16 protein-coding genes and 1 pseudogene are annotated in these 19,935 nt (G+C 71.7%); 9 read left to right on the top strand and 8 right to left on the bottom strand.

Annotation, left to right across the window (positions count from 1 at the left end; translation table 11 throughout):
* Positions 1–7 precede the first annotated feature (7 nt).
* Together BJZ21_RS04615 and BJZ21_RS04610 are read right to left on the bottom strand one after the other, a co-directional pair.
* Positions 8–1,867 carry a fumarate reductase/succinate dehydrogenase flavoprotein subunit gene (locus BJZ21_RS04615; RefSeq protein ID WP_246298451.1) on the bottom strand — a complete coding sequence of 620 codons (1,860 nt, stop codon included), beginning with the start codon at positions 1,865–1,867 and terminating at the stop codon, positions 8–10.
* 16 nt (positions 1,868–1,883) lie between these two features.
* Positions 1,884–2,732, bottom strand: coding sequence for a hypothetical protein (locus BJZ21_RS04610; RefSeq protein ID WP_179662674.1), 849 nt, complete (start codon positions 2,730–2,732; stop codon positions 1,884–1,886).
* 177 nt (positions 2,733–2,909) lie between these two features.
* Between BJZ21_RS04610 and BJZ21_RS04605 the strand changes: the two genes are divergently transcribed.
* Genes BJZ21_RS04605 through BJZ21_RS04595 form a run of 3 tightly spaced genes read left to right on the top strand, consistent with a single transcriptional unit; the run spans position 2,910 to position 6,418 of the window.
* Positions 2,910–3,608 (top strand): succinate dehydrogenase/fumarate reductase transmembrane subunit, encoded by a 699-nt coding sequence (locus BJZ21_RS04605; protein ID WP_179662673.1) that lies wholly within the window; start codon positions 2,910–2,912, stop codon positions 3,606–3,608.
* 15 nt (positions 3,609–3,623) lie between these two features.
* A complete protein-coding gene (locus BJZ21_RS04600) occupies positions 3,624–5,663 on the top strand; it encodes a fumarate reductase/succinate dehydrogenase flavoprotein subunit (RefSeq protein ID WP_179662672.1) in 2,040 nt (679 codons plus the stop codon).
* 11 nt (positions 5,664–5,674) lie between these two features.
* The gene (locus BJZ21_RS04595; protein ID WP_179662671.1) at positions 5,675–6,418 is read left to right on the top strand and encodes a succinate dehydrogenase/fumarate reductase iron-sulfur subunit; all 744 of its coding nucleotides are present in this window, start codon (positions 5,675–5,677) and stop codon (positions 6,416–6,418) included.
* A 102-nt stretch (positions 6,419–6,520) separates the two neighbouring features.
* Here the strand turns inward: BJZ21_RS04595 and BJZ21_RS04590 are convergent, their stop codons facing one another.
* The 4 genes from BJZ21_RS04590 to BJZ21_RS04575 form a co-directional block, all read right to left on the bottom strand.
* Complete coding sequence (locus BJZ21_RS04590) at positions 6,521–6,790, bottom strand: SCO4848 family membrane protein (RefSeq protein WP_179662670.1); 270 nt, start codon at positions 6,788–6,790, stop codon at positions 6,521–6,523.
* A gap of 28 nt (positions 6,791–6,818) precedes the next feature.
* Positions 6,819–7,334, bottom strand: a complete 516-nt coding sequence (locus BJZ21_RS04585; RefSeq protein WP_179662669.1) for a 2'-5' RNA ligase family protein — start codon at positions 7,332–7,334, stop codon at positions 6,819–6,821.
* A gap of 30 nt (positions 7,335–7,364) precedes the next feature.
* The gene (trpS, locus tag BJZ21_RS04580) at positions 7,365–8,390 is read right to left on the bottom strand and encodes a tryptophan--tRNA ligase (protein ID WP_179662668.1); all 1,026 of its coding nucleotides are present in this window, start codon (positions 8,388–8,390) and stop codon (positions 7,365–7,367) included.
* Between the two features lie 62 nt (positions 8,391–8,452).
* Positions 8,453–9,856: an FAD-binding oxidoreductase gene (locus BJZ21_RS04575; RefSeq protein ID WP_179662667.1), complete on the bottom strand. Its 1,404-nt coding sequence runs from the start codon at positions 9,854–9,856 to the stop codon at positions 8,453–8,455.
* Between the two features lie 132 nt (positions 9,857–9,988).
* Between BJZ21_RS04575 and BJZ21_RS04570 the strand changes: the two genes are divergently transcribed.
* Together BJZ21_RS04570 and BJZ21_RS04565 are read left to right on the top strand one after the other, a co-directional pair.
* Positions 9,989–11,104, top strand: coding sequence for a GNAT family N-acetyltransferase (locus BJZ21_RS04570; RefSeq protein ID WP_179662666.1), 1,116 nt, complete (start codon positions 9,989–9,991; stop codon positions 11,102–11,104).
* Positions 11,101–12,201 (top strand): GNAT family N-acetyltransferase, encoded by a 1,101-nt coding sequence (locus BJZ21_RS04565; RefSeq protein WP_179662665.1) that lies wholly within the window; start codon positions 11,101–11,103, stop codon positions 12,199–12,201. The genes BJZ21_RS04570 and BJZ21_RS04565 overlap by 4 nt, the downstream gene beginning before the upstream one ends.
* Here BJZ21_RS04565 and BJZ21_RS04560 read toward each other — a convergent pair.
* Both BJZ21_RS04560 and BJZ21_RS04555 read right to left on the bottom strand, forming a co-directional pair.
* Positions 12,159–13,379, bottom strand: coding sequence for an MFS transporter (locus BJZ21_RS04560; protein WP_179662664.1), 1,221 nt, complete (start codon positions 13,377–13,379; stop codon positions 12,159–12,161). The two genes, BJZ21_RS04565 and BJZ21_RS04560, sit on opposite strands and share 43 nt — an antisense overlap.
* Before the next feature lie 88 nt (positions 13,380–13,467).
* Positions 13,468–15,525 (bottom strand): glycogen debranching N-terminal domain-containing protein, encoded by a 2,058-nt coding sequence (locus BJZ21_RS04555; protein ID WP_179662663.1) that lies wholly within the window; start codon positions 15,523–15,525, stop codon positions 13,468–13,470.
* Between the two features lie 57 nt (positions 15,526–15,582).
* Between BJZ21_RS04555 and BJZ21_RS04550 the strand changes: the two genes are divergently transcribed.
* From BJZ21_RS04550 to BJZ21_RS20570, 4 genes and pseudogenes are all read left to right on the top strand, one after another.
* Positions 15,583–16,680 (top strand): LacI family DNA-binding transcriptional regulator, encoded by a 1,098-nt coding sequence (locus BJZ21_RS04550; RefSeq protein WP_179662662.1) that lies wholly within the window; start codon positions 15,583–15,585, stop codon positions 16,678–16,680.
* Complete coding sequence (locus BJZ21_RS04545; RefSeq protein ID WP_179662661.1) at positions 16,677–17,915, top strand: sugar ABC transporter substrate-binding protein; 1,239 nt, start codon at positions 16,677–16,679, stop codon at positions 17,913–17,915. Before BJZ21_RS04550 ends, BJZ21_RS04545 begins: the two co-directional genes overlap by 4 nt.
* Entirely contained in the window at positions 17,912–18,922 is a 1,011-nt protein-coding gene (locus BJZ21_RS04540; RefSeq protein WP_218851300.1) for an ABC transporter permease subunit, read from the top strand. Before BJZ21_RS04545 ends, BJZ21_RS04540 begins: the two co-directional genes overlap by 4 nt.
* A gap of 351 nt (positions 18,923–19,273) precedes the next feature.
* Positions 19,274–19,828, top strand: a pseudogene (locus BJZ21_RS20570) (carbohydrate ABC transporter permease); the annotation flags it as partial.
* Positions 19,829–19,935: the final 107 nt, after the last annotated feature.

Genomic DNA, 19,935 nt, shown 5'->3' with positions numbered 1-19,935 from the left:
CCATCCCCTACTCGAACAGCGACTTCAGCTCGTCGGGCATGACGGGCAGCGGCTGGTGACTAAGGTCGACGCCGGTCCCCTCGGCGTCGATGCGGAGCACCAGGTTCTTCGTGCCCCAGTCCGGGTCGGCCTGCGGGAAGTCGTCGCGGGTGTGCCCACCCCGCGACTCCTGGCGCTCGAGGGCGGCCTTCGCGATGCACTCCGAGACCAGCAGCATGTTGCGCAGGTCCAGCGCGAGGTGCCAGCCGGGGTTGTACTGGCGGTGCCCCTCGACCACCAGGTGGCGGGCCCGCTCCTTGAGCCGCTCGATCTCCTCCAGCGACCGCTGCAGCTCCGGCGCGGTCCGGATGATGCCGACCAGGTCGTTCATCGTCTGCTGCAGGTCCTGCTGGATGGCGTACGGGTTCTCGGCGCCGCCCTCCATCTCGAACGGCGCCAGCGCAGTCGCCTGGGCGATCTTGACGTCGGCCTCGCTCACCGCCGGGCGGCCGCCGCCCAGGCCGTGGGAGTACGACGCCGCGCTCTCCCCCGCCCGGCGCCCGAAGACCAGCAGGTCGGACAGCGAGTTGCCGCCGAGCCGGTTGGACCCGTGCATCCCGCCCGAGCACTCGCCCACGGCGTACAGCCCCTCGATCGCCGACAGCTCGGTGTCCGCGTCGACCTCGATCCCGCCCATCACGTAGTGGCAGGTGGGGCCGATCTCCATCGCCTCGGCGGTGATGTCGACGTCGGCCAGCTCCTTGAACTGGTGGTACATCGAGGGCAGCCGCTTGCGGATGAACTCCGGGCTGCGGCGGGAGGCGATGTCGAGGTAGATGCCGCCGTGCGGTGACCCCCGGCCGGCCTTGATCTCGGAGTTGATCGCGCGGGCCACCTCGTCTCGGGGCAGCAGCTCGGGCGGTCGGCGGTTGTTCTTCTTGTCCTCGTACCAGCGGTCGGCCTCCGCCTCGTTGTCGGCCGTCTCCGCCTTGAAGAACTCCGGGATGTAGTCGAACATGAACCGCTTGCCCTCGGAGTTCTTGAGGATCCCGCCGTCGCCGCGCACCGACTCGGTGACCAGCAGCCCCTTCACCGACGGCGGCCACACCATGCCGGTGGGGTGGAACTGCACGAACTCCATGTTCACCAGGCTCGCGCCGGCCCGCAGCGCGAGCGCGTGGCCGTCGCCGGTGTACTCCCAGGAGTTCGAGGTCACCCTGAACGACTTGCCGATGCCGCCGGTGGCCAGCACCACCGCCGGCGCCTCGAAGACGACGAACCGGCCGGTCTCGCGCCAGTAGGCGAACGCGCCGGAGACCCGGCCGGTCGTCGACCCGGAGACGTCCTTGAGCAGCTCGGTCACCGTGCACTCCATGAACACGTCGATGCCGAGCGCGACCGCACGCTGCTGGAGGGTCCGGATCATCTCGAGGCCGGTGCGGTCCCCCACGTGCGCCAGCCGCGCGTAGCGGTGGCCGCCGAAGTCGCGCTGGGAGATCAGCCCGTCCTCGGTGCGGTCGAACAGCGCGCCCCAGTCCTCGAGCTCCAGCACCCGCTCGGGCGCCTCCTGGGCGTGCAGCTGGGCCATCCGCCAGTTGTTGAGCATCTTGCCGCCGCGCATGGTGTCGCGGAAGTGCACCTGCCAGTTGTCCTCCGGCCACCGGTTGCCCATCGCCGCGGCGATGCCCCCCTCGGCCATCACCGTGTGGGCCTTGCCGAGCAGCGACTTGCAGACGATGGCGGTCCGGGCGCCGGCGTCGTGGGCGGCGATCGCCGCGCGCAGCCCCGCGCCGCCCGCGCCCACGACGACCACGTCGTAGGAGTGGCGCTCGAGACCGCCGGGCTCGGCGGCCGACATCTCGTTGCCGGTCATGTCATGGCGTGTCATCGCAAAGGCTCTGTTCCTAGAAGAAGCGCGGGTCGTCGAAGACGTTCGTGGCGAGCAGGTAGATGTAGAGGTCGACCAGGGCCACCGAGAACAGCGAGTACCACGCGTAGCGGCCGTGGTCGGCGTTCAACCGGGACACGAAGGTCCACATCCGGTAGCGCACCGGGTGCTTGGAGAAGTGCCGCAACCGGCCACCGGTGATGTGCCGGCAGGAGTGGCACGAGAGCGTGTAGAGCCAGATCAGCACCACGTTGGCGAGCATCAGCAGCGTGCCGAGGCCCATGTGGCCCCAGTCGCCGTGCTCGTCGCGGAAGGCCAGCACCACGTCCCAGGTCAGCACCAGCGCGACCAGCACCGCGGCGTACCAGAACCACCGGTGGGCGTTCTGCAGGATCAGCGGGAAGCGGGTCTCCCCGGTGTAGGTGCGGTGCGGCTCGGCCACCGCGCACGCCGGCGGGGAGAGCCAGAACGCCCGGTAGTAGGCCTTGCGGTAGTAGTAGCAGCTGAGCCGGAAGCCCAGCGGAAAGATCAGGATCAGCAGCGCCGGCGAGAGGCTCCACCAGCCGAACGGCGTGCCGAAGTCGGCCGCGCCGGCCTGCTCGCAGGAGTCGGTGAGGCAGGGCGAGTAGAACGGCGAGAGGTAGGGCGCCGCGTAGAAGTGGCTGTTGGCGAAGGCCCGGACCGTGGCGTAGACGATGAACGCCAGGAAGACGACGAACGTGGCCAGCGGGTAGGCCCACCACCGGTCCGATCGCAGGGTCCGGGCACCGATCCGGGCCCGGGTCGGCCCGTCGACCCCTCCCGGTGCGCCGGGCGCGCCGGCGCCCTGGCTCGCTGCCGGTCGCTGTGCCTCCGTCGACGCCATGGCCACCTCCGCAGGTCCCGTGCTGGGTCTGGGCCCGAGTCTGCACACTCGGGGCGCGATGTGAAAGAGGCCACACCGCAACTGAGCGAAGCCTGAACGAAACCGACCGGTAACCGGACCTATCTCACACTCCCCTCAGGTCCGGCGCGGGAACTGTGCGCGGTACCGTGACGTCTCGTGGCAACCACGACCCTCGTCAAGGGAGCGCGCTCGACGCGCTCGACCATCGCCCTCAAGCTCCTGATGGCAGTGAGCGGGCTCATCTTCATCCTGTTCGTGCTGCTGCACATGTACGGCAACCTCAAGGCCTTCGCCGGCCACGACGCCTACAACGAGTACGCCGCGCACCTGCGCACCATCGGCGAGCCGATGCTGCCGCGGTCGGGGCTGCTGTGGGTGATCCGTGCCGTGCTGATCGTCTCGGTCGTCGTGCACGTCTACGCGGCCGCGAAGCTGTGGCGCCGGGCCAACCACGCCCGCTCGGTGAAGTACCAGGTGAAGAAGAACCAGAGCTCGACGTTCGCCTCGCGCTTCATGCGCTGGGGCGGCCTGACGCTGCTGGTGTTCATCATCTGGCACCTGCTGAACTTCACCGTCGGCAAGGTCAACGTGCAGGGCGGGCCGACCAACGACCCCTACAACCTGCTGGTCGACTCCTTCCAGACCTGGTGGCTCACGCTGATCTACCTGCTGGCGATGGCGGCGCTCGGGCTGCACATCCGCCACGGCGTCTGGAGCGCCGCGCAGACGCTCGGCATGACCAACAACGCCCGCGCCCGCCGCAACGCCAACGGCCTCGGCGTCATCCTCGCCGTGGTGATCGCCGGCGGCTTCTCCCTCGTCCCGATCTTCGTCCTCGCGGGCGTCATCAACTAAGGCGGCCAGAACCTGATGAACGACTACCCCCAGCAGGAGTTCCACTCCGACGTCGACGGCCGCGCGGACGCGCAGAGCGCCGGCGAGTACGACGACGCCGCCGGCTACTACGTCGCCGGCGAGCCGGTCGCCGACACCAAAGCGCCCCGGGACGTGCCGATCGCCGAGCGCTGGAACCAGCGCAAGTTCGACGCCCGCCTGGTCAACCCGGCCAACCGGCGCAAGCTCTCGATCATCATCGTCGGCACCGGCCTGGCCGGCGCCTCCGCCGCGGCGACGCTCGGCGAGGCCGGCTACAACGTGAAGTCCTTCTGCTACCAGGACTCCCCGCGCCGGGCGCACTCGATCGCCGCGCAGGGCGGCATCAACGCCGCGAAGAACTACAAGGAGGACGGCGACTCCGCCTACCGCCTCTTCTACGACACGGTCAAGGGTGGCGACTACCGCTCGCGGGAGGACAACGTCTACCGGCTGGCCGAGGTCAGCGTGAACATCATCGACCAGTGCGTCGCGCAGGGCGTCCCGTTCGCGCGGGAGTACGGCGGCCTGCTCGACAACCGCTCCTTCGGCGGCGTCCAGGTCTCCCGCACGTTCTACGCCCGCGGCCAGACCGGCCAGCAGCTGCTCCTCGGCGCCTACCAAGCACTGGAGCGGCAGGTGCACGCCGGCACGGTCGAGACCTTCACCCGGCACGAGATGCTCGAGCTGGTCGTCGTCGACGGCAAGGCCCGCGGCATCATCGCCCGCGACATGGTCACCGGCGAGATCGAGACCCACCTCGCCGACGTGGTCGTGCTGGCCAGCGGCGGCTTCGGCAACGTCTTCTACCTCTCGACCAACGCGATGGGCTGCAACGTGACGGCCTCGTGGCGTGCGCACCGCAAGGGCGCCTACATGGCCAACCCCTGCTACACGCAGATCCACCCGACCTGCATCCCGGTCTCCGGCTCCCACCAGTCGAAGCTGACGCTGATGTCGGAGTCGCTGCGCAACGACGGCCGGATCTGGGTCCCGAAGAAGCAGTCCGACTGCACCAAGGACCCGCGCGAGATCCCCGAGGAGGACCGCGACTACTACCTGGAGCGGATCTACCCCTCCTACGGCAACCTGGTCCCCCGCGACATCGCCTCGCGCGCCGCGAAGTACGTCTGCGACGAGGGCCGCGGGGTCGGCCCCGAGGTCGACGGCGTCCGGCGCGGCGTCTACCTCGACTTCAACGACGCCATCAGCCGCATGGGCCTCGAGGGCATCAAGGAGAAGTACGACAACCTCTTCGACATGTACAAGCGGATCACCGGTGAGGACCCCTACCAGGTCCCCATGCGGATCTACCCCGCGGTGCACTACGTCATGGGCGGCCTGTGGGTCGACTACGACCTGGAGTCGTCGATCCCCGGCCTGTTCGTGACCGGCGAGGCGAACTTCTCCGACCACGGCGCGAACCGGCTCGGCGCCTCGGCGCTGATGCAGGGCCTGGCCGACGGCTACTTCGTGCTGCCGCACACGATCCGCGACTACCTCGCGGGCGGTCCGTTCGAGAAGATCTCCGAGGACCACCCCGCGGTCGTGGAGGCGCGGCAGGCGGTCGAGTCCCGGATCGACCACTTCATGAACAACAACGGCACCCGCAGCGTCGACTCCTACCACCGGGAGCTCGGCAACATCATGTGGGAGTACTGCGGCATGGAGCGGACCGAGGACGGCCTGAAGAAGGCGATCGACCTGATCCGCACCCTGAAGGACGACTTCTACCGCAACGTCAAGGTGCTCGGCACCGCCGACGGGCTCAACCAGTCCTTGGAGAAGGCCGGCCGGGTGGCCGACTTCTTCGAGCTCGGCGAGCTGATGTGCATCGACGCGCTCAACCGGCGCGAGTCCTGCGGCGGCCACTTCCGGGCGGAGTCGCAGACCGAGGACGGCGAGGCGCTGCGTCACGACGACCGCTACGCCTACGTGGCCGCATGGGAGTTCGCCGGTGACGGCGAGCTGCCGATCCTGCACAAGGAAGACCTGGTCTACACGGCCATCGAGATGAAGCAGCGGAGCTACAAGTGAGCGCGGGAACCATGAAGCTGACCCTCAAGATCTGGCGGCAGGCCAACGCCACCGCCCAGGGTGCGATGCACACCTACGACATCGACGGCGTCTCCGGGGACATGTCGTTCCTCGAGATGCTCGATGTCCTCAACGAGGACCTGATCGCCAAGGGCGAGGAGCCGGTCGCCTTCGACTCCGACTGCCGCGAGGGCATCTGCGGCACGTGCGGCCTGATGATCAACGGTCAGGCCCACGGCCCGGAGGTCACGACGACCTGCCAGCTGCACATGCGCTCGTTCAAGGACGGCGACGAGATCGTGATCGAGCCCTGGCGCTCGGACGCGTTCCCGGTCATCAAGGACCTCTGCGTGGACCGCGGCGCCTTCGACCGGATCATCCAGGCCGGCGGCTACATCTCGGTCAACACCGGTTCGGCGCCGGAGGCGCACTCGGTGCCGGTCCCCCGCGACGACGCGATGCGGGCGTTCAACGTCGCGACCTGCATCGGCTGCGGCGCCTGCGTGGCGGCCTGCCCCAACGGCTCCGCGTCGCTGTTCATGGGTGCGAAGGTCACCCACCTCGGCGAGCTCCCCCAGGGCCAGCCCGAGCGCGACAACCGTGTCGTCAACATGGTCGCCCAGCACGACGCCGAGGGCTTCGGCGGCTGCACGAACATCGGCGAGTGCACCGCGGCCTGCCCCAAGGAGATCCCGCTCGACGTGATCTCCCGCCTCAACTGGGACCTGCACGCCGCGATGCGCCACGGTCTCTGACCCACCCCCGATCGCCCCTCTGATCGCCGAGTCGGCGCAGGTTGACGCCTCCGGGCGTCAACCAGCGCCGACTCGGCGGCATTTTCGGGGACGTGCGGCGAATCAGCGGCGGCCGGCCGGCTCCGCGGCGTCAACCTGCGCCGACTCGGCGGACCGCGGGGCGCGCAGGATGCGCACGCTCCACCAGGCGAGGGCCACGGCGATCGCGAGGTCGACCACGATCAGCACCGTGTGGGCCACCCAGTAGCCGGTGGGCCGGTCCTGCCCGGCCGCGTGCGCGGCGGAGAGGTTCTTGGCGAAGGTCAGCCAGATGAAGGCGTTCCAGACGGCCAGGGCCATCAACAGCCAGCCGTGCCGGCGCTCGAGCTTCATGTCTCTCCTCGGGTCGTTGGCGGCAGCGTCAGGGGGTTGCGAGGGAGAAGTCGCGGGTCGGCTGCCAGCCGATCTGGTCGTCGTGCACGTAGAGGTGGAACTGGTCCACGTCGAAGCGGCACTCGAAGTCGTCGAGCTCCTCGAAGGCGCGGTCCAGGGCCGCGTCGTCGAGGTGGTGCGCCACCGTCACGTGCGGGTGGTAGGGGAAGGCGATGTCCACGTCGAGCGGACCCCGGCGTACGGCGTTGGCGAGCTGCTCGCAGGAGGAGATGCCCTCCGCGACCGTCACGAACACCACCGGTGAGACCGGGCGGAAGGTGCCCGTGCCGCGCAGGTGCACGACGAACCGCCGGGTGTCGGCGGCCACCTCGGCGAGGTGCTTCTCGACGTCGACGACGTCGTCCTCGCCGATCTCGGTCGGGGGGACCAGCGTGATGTGGGTGGGGATCATCGTGGCGGTGGTGTCGCCGATGGAGGTGCGGTAGTCCTGGAGCTCGCTCGCCCAGGGCTCGGGGATGGCAAGCGCGACGCCGATGGTGGGCATGGGTGCCTCCTCGTTCGTACCGTGCCGACCCTACTCGCCGGCCGTGACGAAGCCGACGCGCTCGTAGACGTCGCGCAGGGTGGCCTCGGCGACCTCGTTCGCCAGGTCCGCCCCGCGGCGCAGGACCTCGGTGAGGTGGGTGCGGTCCTCGAGCAGCGCGAGCGTCCGCTCACGGAACGGGGTCACGAAGTCGACTACCACCTCGGCGAGCTCCTTCTTCAGGTCGCCGTACCCGCGCCCGGAGTAGTCCTCCTCCAGCGCCTCCACGGACCGGCCGGTGAGCGCCGCGTAGATCGTGAGCAGGTTGCTCACCCCGGGCTTCTCCTCGGGGTCGAAGCGGATGACGGTGTCGGAGTCGGTGACCGCGGAGCGGATCTTCTTGGCGCTGGCCCGCGGCTCGTCGAGCATCTCGACGATGCCGGCGGGCGAGGACGCCGACTTCGACATCTTCGCGGTCGGGTCCTGCAGGTCCGCGATCTTCGCCGTCGCCTTGAGGATGTAGGGCTCGGGCAGCCGGAAGGTCTTCTTGTAGCGGTGGTTGAACCGCTGGGCCAGGTCGCGGGTCAGCTCGAGGTGCTGGCGCTGGTCCTCCCCCACCGGCACGTAGTGCGGTCGGTAGAGCAGGATGTCGGCGGCTTGGAGCACCGGGTAGGTGAACAGCCCGACGCTGGCCGAGCCCTCGCCGCCCTTGGCGGACTTGTCCTTGAACTGGGTCATCCGGCGGGCCTCGCCGAAGCCGGTCAGGCACTGCAGCACCCAGCCGAGCTGGGCGTGCGCCGGCACCTGGCTCTGGATGAAGATCGCCGAGCGCTCCGGGTCGATGCCCATCGCCAGCAGCTGGGCGGCCGCCCGCAGGCACCGGTCGCGCAGCACCTTGGGGTCCTGCTCGACGGTGATCGCGTGCAGGTCGGCGATGAAGAAGAACGGCTGGTGGTCCTCCTGCAGGTCCACCCACTGCCGCAGCGCCCCCAGGTAGTTGCCGAAGTGGAACGAGTCGGCCGTGGGCTGGATGCCGGAGAGCACGCGCGGCCGGGCGGGGGCGGTCGGGGTGGGCATGGGCCCATTCTCCCAAACCGCCGCCGCCGGCCGCGCATCGGCTCGGCGCTCGGCCGGGGCGGTCAGGTGAGCGTGACCGGCGTCGGCGTCTCCGCCACCCGACCCCGCTCGCGCAGCGGGGGGATGTTCTGGTTGTGGCGGAAGACGTTGTGGGGGTCCCAGACCTCCTTGATCGCCCGCAGCCGGCCGAACTTCGCCGGCCCGAAGGCGGCCTCGACGCGGGTGAGGCCCTCGTCACCGATGAAGTTCAGGTAGGCGTTGCCGGCCGCCCACGGCTTCATCGCCGCGACCAGGCCGCGGATGTGGCCGATGTTGCGGGCGTCCTCGGCGTGGTCGGGCGGCCACATCCCGAGGAAGTGCAGGTTGAACGGCGTGCGCCGCTGGCCGAACGCGGTCTCCTCCTCCCCCACCCGGGCCACCGCGCCGCCGCCGTGCATCAGGATCACCTGCGTGAAGGGCGAGGGCGCGGGCTGGGCCTCGGCCACCAGCGTCTCCACGGCGCGGTCGGGCAGGTCGGTGAGGAAGTCGGCGCTCCAGTAGTTGTGCAGACCCGGCGGGTTGGCCTGGTCCAGCAGCTGCTGGACCGCGGTGTACGGCATCGGCTGGACCAGGTCGGCGGCCGGGCCCAGCGCCCGCAGCGGCGCGAGCAGCCGTCGGCCGCGCTCGAGGTCGCCGGTCCAGCAGACCACCACGCCCACGGCGGGGTGGCCGCGGGCCGGCTCGGGCACGAAGTCCGCGGGCGGGGCGGTGATCAGGGCGACGGCCGAGCCGAGCTCCTCGGGGGCGCCGTCGACCAGCTCGCGCCAGGTCGTGATCACGTCGGCGGCCTGGGTACCCGGGTAGAGCAGCATGCCGCCGAGCACGATCGGGCCGATCTCGTGCAGCCGGAAGATGAACTCGGTGACGATGCCGAAGTTGCCCCCGCCGCCGCGCAGCGCCCAGAACAGGTCGGGGTTCTGCTCGCTGGAGGCGGTCACCCGGCGACCGTCGGCGGTCACCACTCGGGCCTCCACGAGGTTGTCGCAGGTGAGCCCGCAGCGCCGCTCGAGCCAGCCGCTGCCCGAGCCGAGCGCGAGCCCGGCCACGCCGGTGGTGGAGACCCGACCGCCCGTGACCGCGAGCCCGTGGGCCTGGGTGGCCGCGTCCACGGCGCCCCAGCGGGCGCCGCCACCGACCTTGAGCAGTCGCTCCTGCGGCCACACCTCCACCGTGTCGAGCGCGCGGAGGTCGAGGCAGGTGCCGCCGTCGACGACGGCGGAGCCGGTGACGCCGTGGCCCCCGCCGTACACCGAGACCGGCCGCCCCTCGCCGACGGCCGACTCGACCGCCGCGGCCACCTCGTCGGTGTCACGTGGTCTGAGGATCCGCTCCGGCGATCTGTCGATCAGCCCGTTGAAGACCCGGCGCGCCTCGTCATAGCCGGGCTCCCCGGGTCGGATGGTGGTTCCGGTGTAGGGCTGGGTCATCAGGACCCCCTCGTCTCCCCCGTTTTGAATTACACAGGTCACTCCATTGGAGTGCGCGCGCACCGCTGCGGTCCATGACCCGTTCGGGCCAAACGGTTTGCCCGGGCGGACCGGCCTTGGCAGGGTTCGGCCATGACGACGGCCCCCACCCTCACCGATGGCACCGTGACGCTGCGCGCGCACCGCGACAGCGACCTGCCCGGCGTCCTCGCGCAGTCGCAGGACCCGGCGTCGCAGGCGTGGACGGTGGTCCCGGCGCCCTACACCCACGACGATGCCCGCGAGTTCGTCTCGGGGATCGTCCCCGCCGGCTGGGCGGCGGGCTCGGAGTGGGCGTTCGCGGTCGAGGTCGAGGGCCGCTTCGCCGGCACGGTCGGGCTGCGCGACCTCGGCGGCGGCCGGGCCGAGATCGGCTACGGGTCGCACCCGTGGGTGCGCGGCCGGGGGGCGATGGAGCGGGCGCTGCGCCTGCTGCTGGCCTGGGGCTTCGACCAGCAGGGCCTGCGGACGGTGGTCTGGTACGCCCATGTCGGCAACTGGGCCTCGCGCCGGCTGGCCTGGCGGGTCGGCTTCTCCTACGACGGGCTGGTGCGCCGCTGGCAGCCGCAGCGTGGCGAGCTGCGCGACGCCTGGGTCGGCACGCTGCTGGCCGAGGACCCCCGGGAGCCACGGACGACCTGGCTGGAGAACCCGGTGGTGGACGGCGACGGGGTGCGGCTGCGGCCGTTCAGCGAGGCCGACGTGCCGCGGATCGTCGAGGGGCTCGGAGACGCGGAGGTCCAGCACTGGCTGGCGTTCATGCCCCGCGACCCGGGCGCGCACGAGGGCCGCGAGTACCTCGAGAAGGTCCGAGAGCGGCTGGCCACCGCCCACACGATCACCTGGGGGTTCTGCACCCCCGACGACGACCGGCTGCTGGGGGTCGTCGGTCTCTACCGGCTGACGGAGGAGGCCGAGCTCGGCTACTGGACCCACCCCGAGGGCCGGGGCCGCGGGCTGACCACGCGCGCGGCCGGGGTGGCCGCCGACCACGCCTTCACCACCCTCGGCCTGGACCGGCTGGCGGCCTACGCCTCGGTCCCCAACACCGCCTCCCGCAGGGTGCTGGAGGCCCTCGGGTTCCGGCCGGCCGGCGTGCGTCGCCGGGCCGCCCGCACCGGCGACGGGCAGGTCGTCGACCTGGCCGCCTACGACCTGCTGGCCTCGGAGAGAGCGCCCGGCCGAGCCCACGAGAGGATCCGCGCATGACCGCCGCGCCCACCCTGACCGACGGGACCGTCACGATCCGCGGCCATCGCGACAGCGACGCCGAGGGCTCCTACGAGCAGTGCCTGGACCCGCTGTCCCGGCGGTGGACGACGGTGCCGCTGGACAACACGCTCGAGGACTCCCGCAGGTTCGTCACCGAGGTGATGCCCCAGGGCTGGGCCGACGACTCCGAGTGGGGTTTCGCCGTCGAGGTCGCGGGGAGGTACGCCGGCACGATCTCGCTGCGCAACGAGGGCCACGACCGCGCCGAGATCGCCTACGGCTCTCACCCGTGGGTCCGCGGCAGCGGCGCGATGGAGCGGGCGCTGCGGCTGCTGCTGGAGTGGGGGTTCGCCGAGCGCGGGCTGCACACGGTCGTCTGGCGCGCGAACAAGGGCAACTGGGCCTCCCGCAAGGTGGCGTGGCGGCTCGGCTTCTCCTTCGAGGGCACGCTGCGCAGCTGGCTGCCGCAGCGCGGCGAGCTCCGCGACGCCTGGGTGGGCACGCTGCTGCGCGACGACCCGCGCGCGCCGCGGACCACCTGGCTGACGGTGCCGGTCCTGGAGGCCGACGGCCTGCGGCTGCGGCCCTGGCGCGAGGCCGACGTGCCACGCATCGTCGAGGCCTGCTCCGACGCCGAGACGCAGCGCTGGCTGGGCGACCTGCCCTCGCCGTACGACGAGGGCTCGGCGCGCTGGTGGCTCGAGCACAGCACCGAACGTCGCGCCCGCGGCGAGGCGATGGGGTGGGCCGTGGTGGACCCCACCGACGACCTGGCGCTGGCCTCGGTCAGCGTCTTCGACTGGACGCCGGGCGTCGAGCTCGAGGTCGGCTACTGGGCGCACCCGGCCGCGCGCGGCCGCCGGGTGACCACGCGCGCGGTCGCCGAGGTGGTCCGGCACGCGTTCGAGGAGCTGAAGGTGAACCGGGTCAAGCTCTTCGCGGCGACCGACAACCTGGCCTCGCGCCGGGTGATCGAGCACAACGGCTTCCGATTCACCGGCATCGAGCGGCTGGGGACCGTCGTCCGCGACGGGTACGCCGACGTCGCGCTCTACGACCTGCTGGCCGGGGAGTACGCCGCCGCCCGGCGGTGAGCCAGCGCCGACCAGACGAGGACCGCGATCCCCGCGGTCGAGAGCCCCGCGCCCACGAGCGCCGGGGAGCGGTAGCCGTAGCCGGCGGCGATGACCACGCCGCCGAGCCAGGCGCCGAGCGCGTTGGCGACGTTGAGCGAGGCGTGGTTCATCGCGGCGCCGAGGGTCTGGGCCTCGCCGGCGACGTCCATCAACCGCAGCTGCAGGTTGACCACGAGCACCGACCCCAGCGCGGTGATCAGGAAGACCACCGGCAGGGCCCACCAGCCGTGCGGGGCCGCGAGGAAGAACAGCAGCATGACCAGCGCCGAGCCGAGGGCCGAGCCCAGCAGCGAGCGGAACACCGACCAGTCGGCCAGCGCCCCCGCCACCCAGGTCCCGACCACCATGCCGAGGCCGAAGGACAGCAGGAAGACCGGCACCGCCGCCTGCGGCAGGCCACCGACGTGGGTCAGCGTGGGGGCGATGTAGGAGTAGACCGCGAACATGCCGCCGAACCCGATCGCGCCCGCGAGCAGCGTGAGCCAGACCTGCAGGCTGGAGAACGCGCGCAGCTCGCTGCGGCCGTCGGCGCCCGGCTCGGGCGGGTGCGCGGGCACGTAGGCCAGCACCAGCACCGCCGTGACGAGGGCGAGCACCGCGACACTCACGTAGGCCGAACGCCAGCCGACGCTCTGGCCCAGCCAGGTCGCGGCCGGGACGCCGACGACGTTGGCGACCGAGAGCCCCAGCATCACCATGGCCACGGCCCGGCCCTTGCGCCCCGGGGCGGCCAGGCTCGCGGCCACCAGCGAGGCGACCCCGAAGTAGGCGCCGTGCGGCAGGCCGTCGAGGAACCGGGCGACCATCAACACGTGGTAGCCCGTGGCGAGGGCGCTGAGCGCGTTGAACAGCGCGTAGGCCGCCATCAGCGCGAGCAGCAGCCCGCGGCGCGGCCAGCGGGCCCCGAAGAACGCGAGCACGGGGGCACCGACCACGACGCCCAGGGCGTACGCCGAGATCAGGTGCCCGGCCTGCGGGATCGACACGCCGACGCCGTCGGCCACCTGCGGCAGCAGCCCCATCGTGACGAACTCGGTCGTGCCGATGGTGAAGCCGCCCATCGCGAGCGCGAGCACGGCGAAGGTGACGTGCCGGGTGCCGGTGGCTCCGGTCGGGTCGGGCGCGGTCGTCGTCATGACGGAAGGGTGGACTTCCTGTTGGGTGGCAGGGCGGGCTGACGGCGTGCGCAGCGCTCCCAGTGTCCAACCCGGACGGCCCGACGCGCTATTCCGTGACGCGCACCTCGAGGTCGCTGTCCGCGGGCAGGTCCAGGCGGACGTTGCCCTCCCGGTCGACGTGCACGTCGAAGGGCCGGTCGCCGACCCGGAGGCCGCGGACGCTGAACGCGCCCAGCGCGGTCGACGTCCGTCTCGGGTGCTGGATCGTGCCGGTCGCCGCGTCGGCGCTCACGCCGGCCACCGCGACGAGGGCGGCGAGCGGGGCCGCCGCGGACCAGGCCTGGGGCCGGCAGGCCGCCGGGTAGGCAGCCGGGAAGGACACGTCGGCGGCCGCGTCCCCGCCGTACAGCTCCGGCAACCGGTAGGCCACGCCCTCGGCGGCGGCGAAGACGCCTTCGGCCAGGCGGGCGGCCTCCTCCCGGCGCCCCTCGGCGGCCAGGCCCCGGACCGCGACCGCGGTGTCGTGCGGCCAGACGGTGCCCCCGTGGTAGGAGAGCCGCGAGAAGCGTGGGGAGTCGGCGGACAAGGTGCGCAGCCCGAACCCGGAGGCCAGCCGCGGATCCGCGAGCACCGCGGCGACGCGGTCCGCGCGGCCGGGCTCCAGCACGCCGGTGCCGAGCAGGTGGCCGAGGTTCGAGGTCACCGAGTCCACCCGGCGCCCGTCCCGGTCGAGGGCGATCGCGACGTGACCGCCCTCGTCGGTGTCCACCCAGAACTCCAGGTCGAACCGCTTGCGCAGCGCCGCCGCCCACTCCGCGAGCCCCGCCACCGGCTCCTCGCCGAACGCCTCCAGCAGCGCGACGCCCTGGACCGCGGCCTCGTAGGCGTAGGCCTGGACCTCGCTCAGCGCGATCGGCGGGTCCGCGAGCCGGCCGTCGGCGAACTGCACGGAGTCGTGGCTGTCCTTCCAGCCCTGGTTCGACAGGCCGCGGCCGGTGTGGTCGACGTAGCGGAGCCAGCCGGACTCGCGCGACTGCGCCAGCATCCAGCCCAGGCAGGCCCGAGCGGCGGGCAGCAGCGCGCGCACCTCGGCCTCGTCGGCACCCCAGCGCCACGCCTCGGCGAGCGTGCAGACGAAGAGCGGCGTCGCATCCACGCTCCCGTAGTAGACCGGCGGCAGCACCTGGTCGCCCAGGTCGAGGTCGCCGCCGCGGACCTCGTGCAGGATCTTGCCCGGCTGCTCCTCGGTGGCCGGGTCCTCCGCGCTGCCCTGCCGACGCGCGAGCGTGCGCAGCGTGGAGAGCGCGAGGCCGCTGTCGAACGGCACGAGCATCCGGGCGGCCCACAACGAGTCACGGCCGAAGAGCGTGAGGAACCAGGGGCTGCCCGCGGCCAGGAACCGGTCGCCGCCGTCGGCGAGCAGCAGGCCCGCGAGGTCGGCCAGGCTCTGGGAGGCGGTACGCCGCACCCGCGTGTCCTCGGCGTCCACGCGGGCGCTCCACGGTGCCGGACGCCCCGGGCCGAACGGGCCCTGCTGGTCGGTCCGGGCCAGCAGCCGCACCCGCAGCGTCTCGCCCCGGGCGAGCCCGGCCCGCCAGGTGAACCGGCCGCCGGGGTCCACCTCGGCGCCCGGCTCGGCGACGACCTCGCAGCCGCCGTGCTCGGAGCGCCAGGCGAGGCCGCCCGGGACCGGCCGGGCGGCGGCACGCGGGGGCACTGCCCCCTGCTTCACCTCCGACATCGGCGCCAGATCGCTGCCGAGGTCGACGTGCAGCACGATCTCGACGGGCTCCTGGGCCGCCGAGGTGACCGTGAAGGTCTCCACCAGGGAGTCGGCGTCGAGCTCGCGGCAGTGGTCGACGGTCACCGTCGGGTCGGGGATGCGGTCCCCCAGGGACCGCGCCACGTGGGTGAACTCGTGGCGCTCCGCGCCGGCGGTGTCGGCGCGGACGAGCTCCAGCGCGGACCCGTCGACGGACACCTCCAGCCGGTCGAGCAGGCGCAGGTCACCGGCGTACCAGCCGCTCACCCCGCCGGGCCGCACCTGCCCGTCGGCCGAGGCCAGGACCAGGCCCGGCGCTGCGACACAGGAGGACAGGTCGTGCAGCAGCGGCTGCAGCCGGGGGCTTGTGGTGGGCCGATCGGGCTGGGTAATGTCCGTCACAGGACGAGATTTTAACGCTAAACATCCATCCGTGCGCAAGGCCGGGAAGGGGCTCCGATGACCGAGGACGAGACCGTCCAGGCCTCCGCCCGCGGCCCGCACCCCCACGGCCACGTGACCCTCGAGGACGTGGCCCGGCACGTCGGCGTCTCCGCGCAGTCGGTGTCGAACGCGCTGAACAACCCCGCCCGGGTGGCACCCGCCACCCGGGACCGGATCCTGGCCGCGGTCACCGAGCTCGGCTACCGGCCGAACCGCTCGGCCCGGGCGCTGCGCAACCAGCGCTCGCGGCTGATCGGGGTGAAGGTGGAGGCCTCGCGCGGCGACCGGGCCGCGCTGCTGCTCGACCAGTTCCTGCACGCGCTGGCCGAGTCCGCGGGAGCCGCCGGCTGCCACCTGATCCTCTGCCAGTCCGACGACGAGGCGGGCGAGATCGCGGCGTACCGCGAACTGCTCGACACCACGTCCGTGGACGCCTTCGTCCTGACCAGCACCCATGCCGGGGACGGCCGGGTGGAGGCGCTGCGACGCTGGGGCGTCCCGGTGGCCGCCTTCGGCCGGTCCTGGGACGGCGACGAGGACCTGGCCTGGGTCGACGTCGACGGCCGGGCCGGCATCCGGGCGGCCACCGAGCACGTCGCCGCCCAGGGCCATCGCAGGATCGCCCACGTGGGCTGGCCGCTCTCCTCCGAGACCGGCCGCGACCGGCGGGCGGGGTGGCGGGACGCCTGCACGGACCTCGGCCTGGACACCGTCCGGCACGCCGAGGTGCCCGACGACTTCGCCGCCGGCCGGGCCGCCACCCATCGCCTCCTCGACGCGCCGGATCCCGCGACCGCGCTGATCTGCGCCTCCGACACCATCGCCCTGGGTGCCTTGCGGGCACTGTCCGAGCGCGGGCTGCGGGCCGGCGCCGACGTGGCCGTCACCGGCTTCGACAACTCCCCCGCCGCCGCCCTCACGACCCCGGGCCTGACCAGCCTGCACCAGCCCCTCGAGCAGGTCGCCCACGACCTGATCGCCACCGTCGAGGAGATCCTCGGCGGCACCCCGTCCCGCCGGCAGACGCTGCTCCGTCCGGAGCTCGTCATCCGCGAGTCGAGCCTGCGCGGCGCAACCGCGCAAGACGCCACCCCCACGAAGGAGACCCGATGAACCACCGCCGCACCCTGTCCCTGCTCTCCCTCACCGCCGTCGGTGCGCTGGCGCTGAGCGCCTGCGGCGGCTCGGGCTTCAACGACAGCTCGTCGGCCAAGAGCGACGGCCAGGTCTCCGTGCTGATCGGCTCCTCCGGCGACGCCGAGACCCAGGCGGTCACCGACGCGGTCGCCGCCTGGTCGAAGTCCAGCGGCGTCAAGGCCAAGGTCACCGTCGCCTCCGACCTGGCCCAGCAGCTCAGCCAGGGCTTCGCCAGCAACAACCCGCCGGACGTCTTCTACGTCTCCACCGACAACCTCGCCGGCTACGCCGCGAACGGCTCCCTCTACGCCTACGGCGACCAGCTCTCCAACAAGGACCAGTTCTTCCCGAACCTCGTCGACGCGTTCACCGTCGGCGACACGTTCTACTGCGCCCCCAAGGACTTCTCGACGCTCGCCCTGGTCATCAACACCAAGCTGTGGAAGCAGGCGGGGCTCACCGACGCCGACATCCCCACCACCTGGGACCAGCTCGACGCCGTGGCCAAGAAGCTCACGAACGGCAAGGTCGTCGGCCTGACGTTCAGCCCGGAGTACGCCCGCGTCGGCGCGTTCTTCCCGCAGGCGGGCGGCTCGATGACCAACGAGGCCGGCACCCAGGCGACCGTGGACAGCCCCCCGAACCTGCAGGCGCTGGAGTACGTCCAGAAGCTCCTCAAGGAGGGCGTCGCGAAGTACTCCTCCGACCTCGGCACCGGCTGGGGCGGCGAGGCGTTCGGCAAGCAGCTGGCCGCGATGACGATCGAGGGCAACTGGATCGCCGGCGCGATGACCAACGACTACCCGGACGTCGACTACACCGTCGCCGAGCTCCCGAAGGGACCGGCCGGGCCGGGGACGCTCGCCTTCACCAACTGCTGGGGCGTGGCCCAGGACAGCGGCGACAAGGCCGACGCGGTCAAGCTCGTCGAGTCGCTGACCAGCGAGGACCAGCAGCTCAAGTTCGCGAAGGCCTTCGGCGTGATCCCGTCGCTGGAGTCGGCCGCCAGCAAGTACGCCGCCGAGGAGCCGCAGCTCGCCCCGTTCATCAAGGGGGCCGACTACGCCCAGAACCCGCCCTCGGAGCAGGGCGCGGCCGACGTGATCTCCGACTTCAACGCCCAGCTCGAGACCCTCAAGAGCAGCGACCCGAAGCAGATCCTGTCCACGGTGCAGGACGAGCTCCAGGCCGCCCTCGACTCCGACCAGTGAGCACGATCCTCCGCGGCCGCACGATCGACGGCTGGCTCTTCGTGGCGCCGGCCGTCGTCGTGCTCGGCCTGTTCCTCGCCTTCCCCGTGGTGATGGCCGCGTGGGTCAGCGTGTCGGACTGGCACGGGCACGGCAGCCCGTTCTCCTCCGACGTCGGCTTCGTCGGGCTCGACAACTACCGGGCGATCCTGTCCGGTGGCGGCCTGGCGGAGCGTGACTTCGGAACGGCGCTGCGCAACAACTTCTACTACGTCCTGATCGTGGTCCCGCTGCAGACCGTGCTGGCCCTGGCGCTGGCGGTGCTGGTCAACGCCAGGGCCCTGAAGCTCCGGGGCTTCTTCCGGACCGCGTTCTACTTCCCCTCGGTGACCAGTGCGGTCGCGATCACGGTGCTGTGGCTGTTCCTCTTCAGCACCACCGGACCGGTCAACCGGGTGCTCGGCTGGGTCGGCCTGCACGGACCGAACTGGTTCAACGACCCGCGGGGCGTGCTGCACCTGCTGCTCGGAGCAGTGGGCGTGGACCAGCCGCCGGCGGCGCTGGTCTCGCACGGCTTCCTCGGCGTCACCTGGTGGGACTGGTTCGCCGGGCCCTCCGTGGGCATGTCGGCGTTGATCCTGCTGGCGGCCTTCACCACCTCGGGCACGTTCATGCTGCTGTTCATCGCGGCCCTGCGCAGCATCGGCGACGAGATCGACGAGGCCGGGATGGTCGACGGCGCCAACGCCTGGCAGCGGTTCCGCCATCTCACGCTCCCGCTGCTGCGGCCGACGATGTTCACGGTGCTCACCCTCGGCCTGATCGGGACCTGGCAGGTCTTCGACCAGATCTACACCGGCACCCAGGGCGGGCCCGCGAAGACCACCGTGACCCCGGCGTACCTCTCCTTCCACACCGCGTTCGAGAACCAGCAGTGGGGCCAGGGCGCGGCGATCGCGTTCATCCTGTTCGCGATCATCGTGGTGATGACGCTGGCACAGCGGGCGATCCTGCGGGGCCGGTCATGAGCGCCACCGAGACCGACCTCGCCCTGGGCGGGGTCCGGCCCGGCGCAAAGAAGGCGTCCGGTCGTGGCGCGCCGGCCCGGCGGGCGGGCCGCGGGCCCGAGCTCGTGCTGTACGCCGTGCTGGTGCTGCTCGCGGTCGTCTACATCTTCCCGTTCCTGATCGACGTCGCGACCTCGTTCAAGAGCGAGGCCGACGCCGCCGACGACCCGCTCTCGCTGATCCCGCAGACCGCGACGACCGCGGCCTACCGGGAGCTCTTCCTCAACTCCGACTTCCCGCTCTGGTTCAAGAACTCCGCGATCGTGACCGTCCTCGTCACGCTCGGCCGGGTGCTCTTCGACTCTTACCGGCTACGCGCTGGCTCGGATCCCGTTCCGCGGGCGCTCAGGGCTGTTCGCGGCGATGATCGCGGTGATGGCGGTGCCGAACGTCGTGCTGCTGATCCCGAAGTTCCTGGTGATCAACCAGCTCGGGATGTACAACTCCTACAGCGGCTTGGTGGTCCCGCTGCTCGCCGACGCCGCCGGGGTCTTCATCATGAAGAACTTCTTCGAGTCGATCCCGGTCAGCGTCGAGGAGCAGGCCCGCATCGACGGCGCCGGGACGTTCCGGATCTTCTGGTCGATCGTGCTGCCGATGGCCCGGCCGGCCGTCATCACGATCTTCATCCTGTCCTTCCAGGGCTCCTGGAACGAGCTGAACCACTTCATCGTCGCCAGCAACGACCCGCGGCTGATGACGCTGACCAAGGGCGTCGCCCAGCTGGCGTCGGGCGCGCTCAGCGCCGGCACGCAGTACCCCGTCAAGCTGGCCGCCGCGGCGGTGATGACCATCCCCGTCGCGATCGTCTTCTTCGTCTTCCAGCGCAAGATCATGAACGTCAGTGCTGGTGCGGTGAAGGAGTAGGGCTCCCGGCGGCGTCTTCTCAGCGGTGTGGGGCGCCGCCGGGTACGACGAGGGCCGGGTCCCCACGGGGGGCCCGGCCCTCGCACATCTGCGCCGGCTCGGCGGTG

It is taken from the genome of Nocardioides panaciterrulae (genome assembly GCF_013409645.1).
Classification (GTDB): domain Bacteria; phylum Actinomycetota; class Actinomycetes; order Propionibacteriales; family Nocardioidaceae; genus Nocardioides; species Nocardioides panaciterrulae.
The sequence above is the reverse complement of the archived record's forward strand: the minus strand, read 5'-3'. Positions and strand labels throughout refer to the sequence as shown.

What these genes read in the sequence shown, in the direction of transcription:
- BJZ21_RS04585 (WP_179662669.1), bottom strand. Translation starts at nt 7,334, where the DNA reads ATGCCCACCATCGGCGTCGCGCTTGCCATCCCCGAGCCCTGGGCGAGC.
- trpS (WP_179662668.1), bottom strand. Translation starts at nt 8,390, where the DNA reads ATGCCCACCCCGACCGCCCCCGCCCGGCCGCGCGTGCTCTCCGGCATC.
- BJZ21_RS04600 (WP_179662672.1), top strand. Translation starts at nt 3,624, where the DNA reads ATGAACGACTACCCCCAGCAGGAGTTCCACTCCGACGTCGACGGCCGC.
- BJZ21_RS04545 (WP_179662661.1), top strand. Translation starts at nt 16,677, where the DNA reads ATGAACCACCGCCGCACCCTGTCCCTGCTCTCCCTCACCGCCGTCGGT.
- BJZ21_RS04590 (WP_179662670.1), bottom strand. Translation starts at nt 6,790, where the DNA reads ATGAAGCTCGAGCGCCGGCACGGCTGGCTGTTGATGGCCCTGGCCGTC.
- BJZ21_RS04550 (WP_179662662.1), top strand. Translation starts at nt 15,583, where the DNA reads ATGACCGAGGACGAGACCGTCCAGGCCTCCGCCCGCGGCCCGCACCCC.
- BJZ21_RS04560 (WP_179662664.1), bottom strand. Translation starts at nt 13,379, where the DNA reads ATGACGACGACCGCGCCCGACCCGACCGGAGCCACCGGCACCCGGCAC.
- BJZ21_RS04615 (WP_246298451.1), bottom strand. Translation starts at nt 1,867, where the DNA reads ATGACACGCCATGACATGACCGGCAACGAGATGTCGGCCGCCGAGCCC.
- BJZ21_RS04570 (WP_179662666.1), top strand. Translation starts at nt 9,989, where the DNA reads ATGACGACGGCCCCCACCCTCACCGATGGCACCGTGACGCTGCGCGCG.
- BJZ21_RS04565 (WP_179662665.1), top strand. Translation starts at nt 11,101, where the DNA reads ATGACCGCCGCGCCCACCCTGACCGACGGGACCGTCACGATCCGCGGC.
- BJZ21_RS04610 (WP_179662674.1), bottom strand. Translation starts at nt 2,732, where the DNA reads ATGGCGTCGACGGAGGCACAGCGACCGGCAGCGAGCCAGGGCGCCGGC.
- BJZ21_RS04595 (WP_179662671.1), top strand. Translation starts at nt 5,675, where the DNA reads ATGAAGCTGACCCTCAAGATCTGGCGGCAGGCCAACGCCACCGCCCAG.
- BJZ21_RS04575 (WP_179662667.1), bottom strand. Translation starts at nt 9,856, where the DNA reads ATGACCCAGCCCTACACCGGAACCACCATCCGACCCGGGGAGCCCGGC.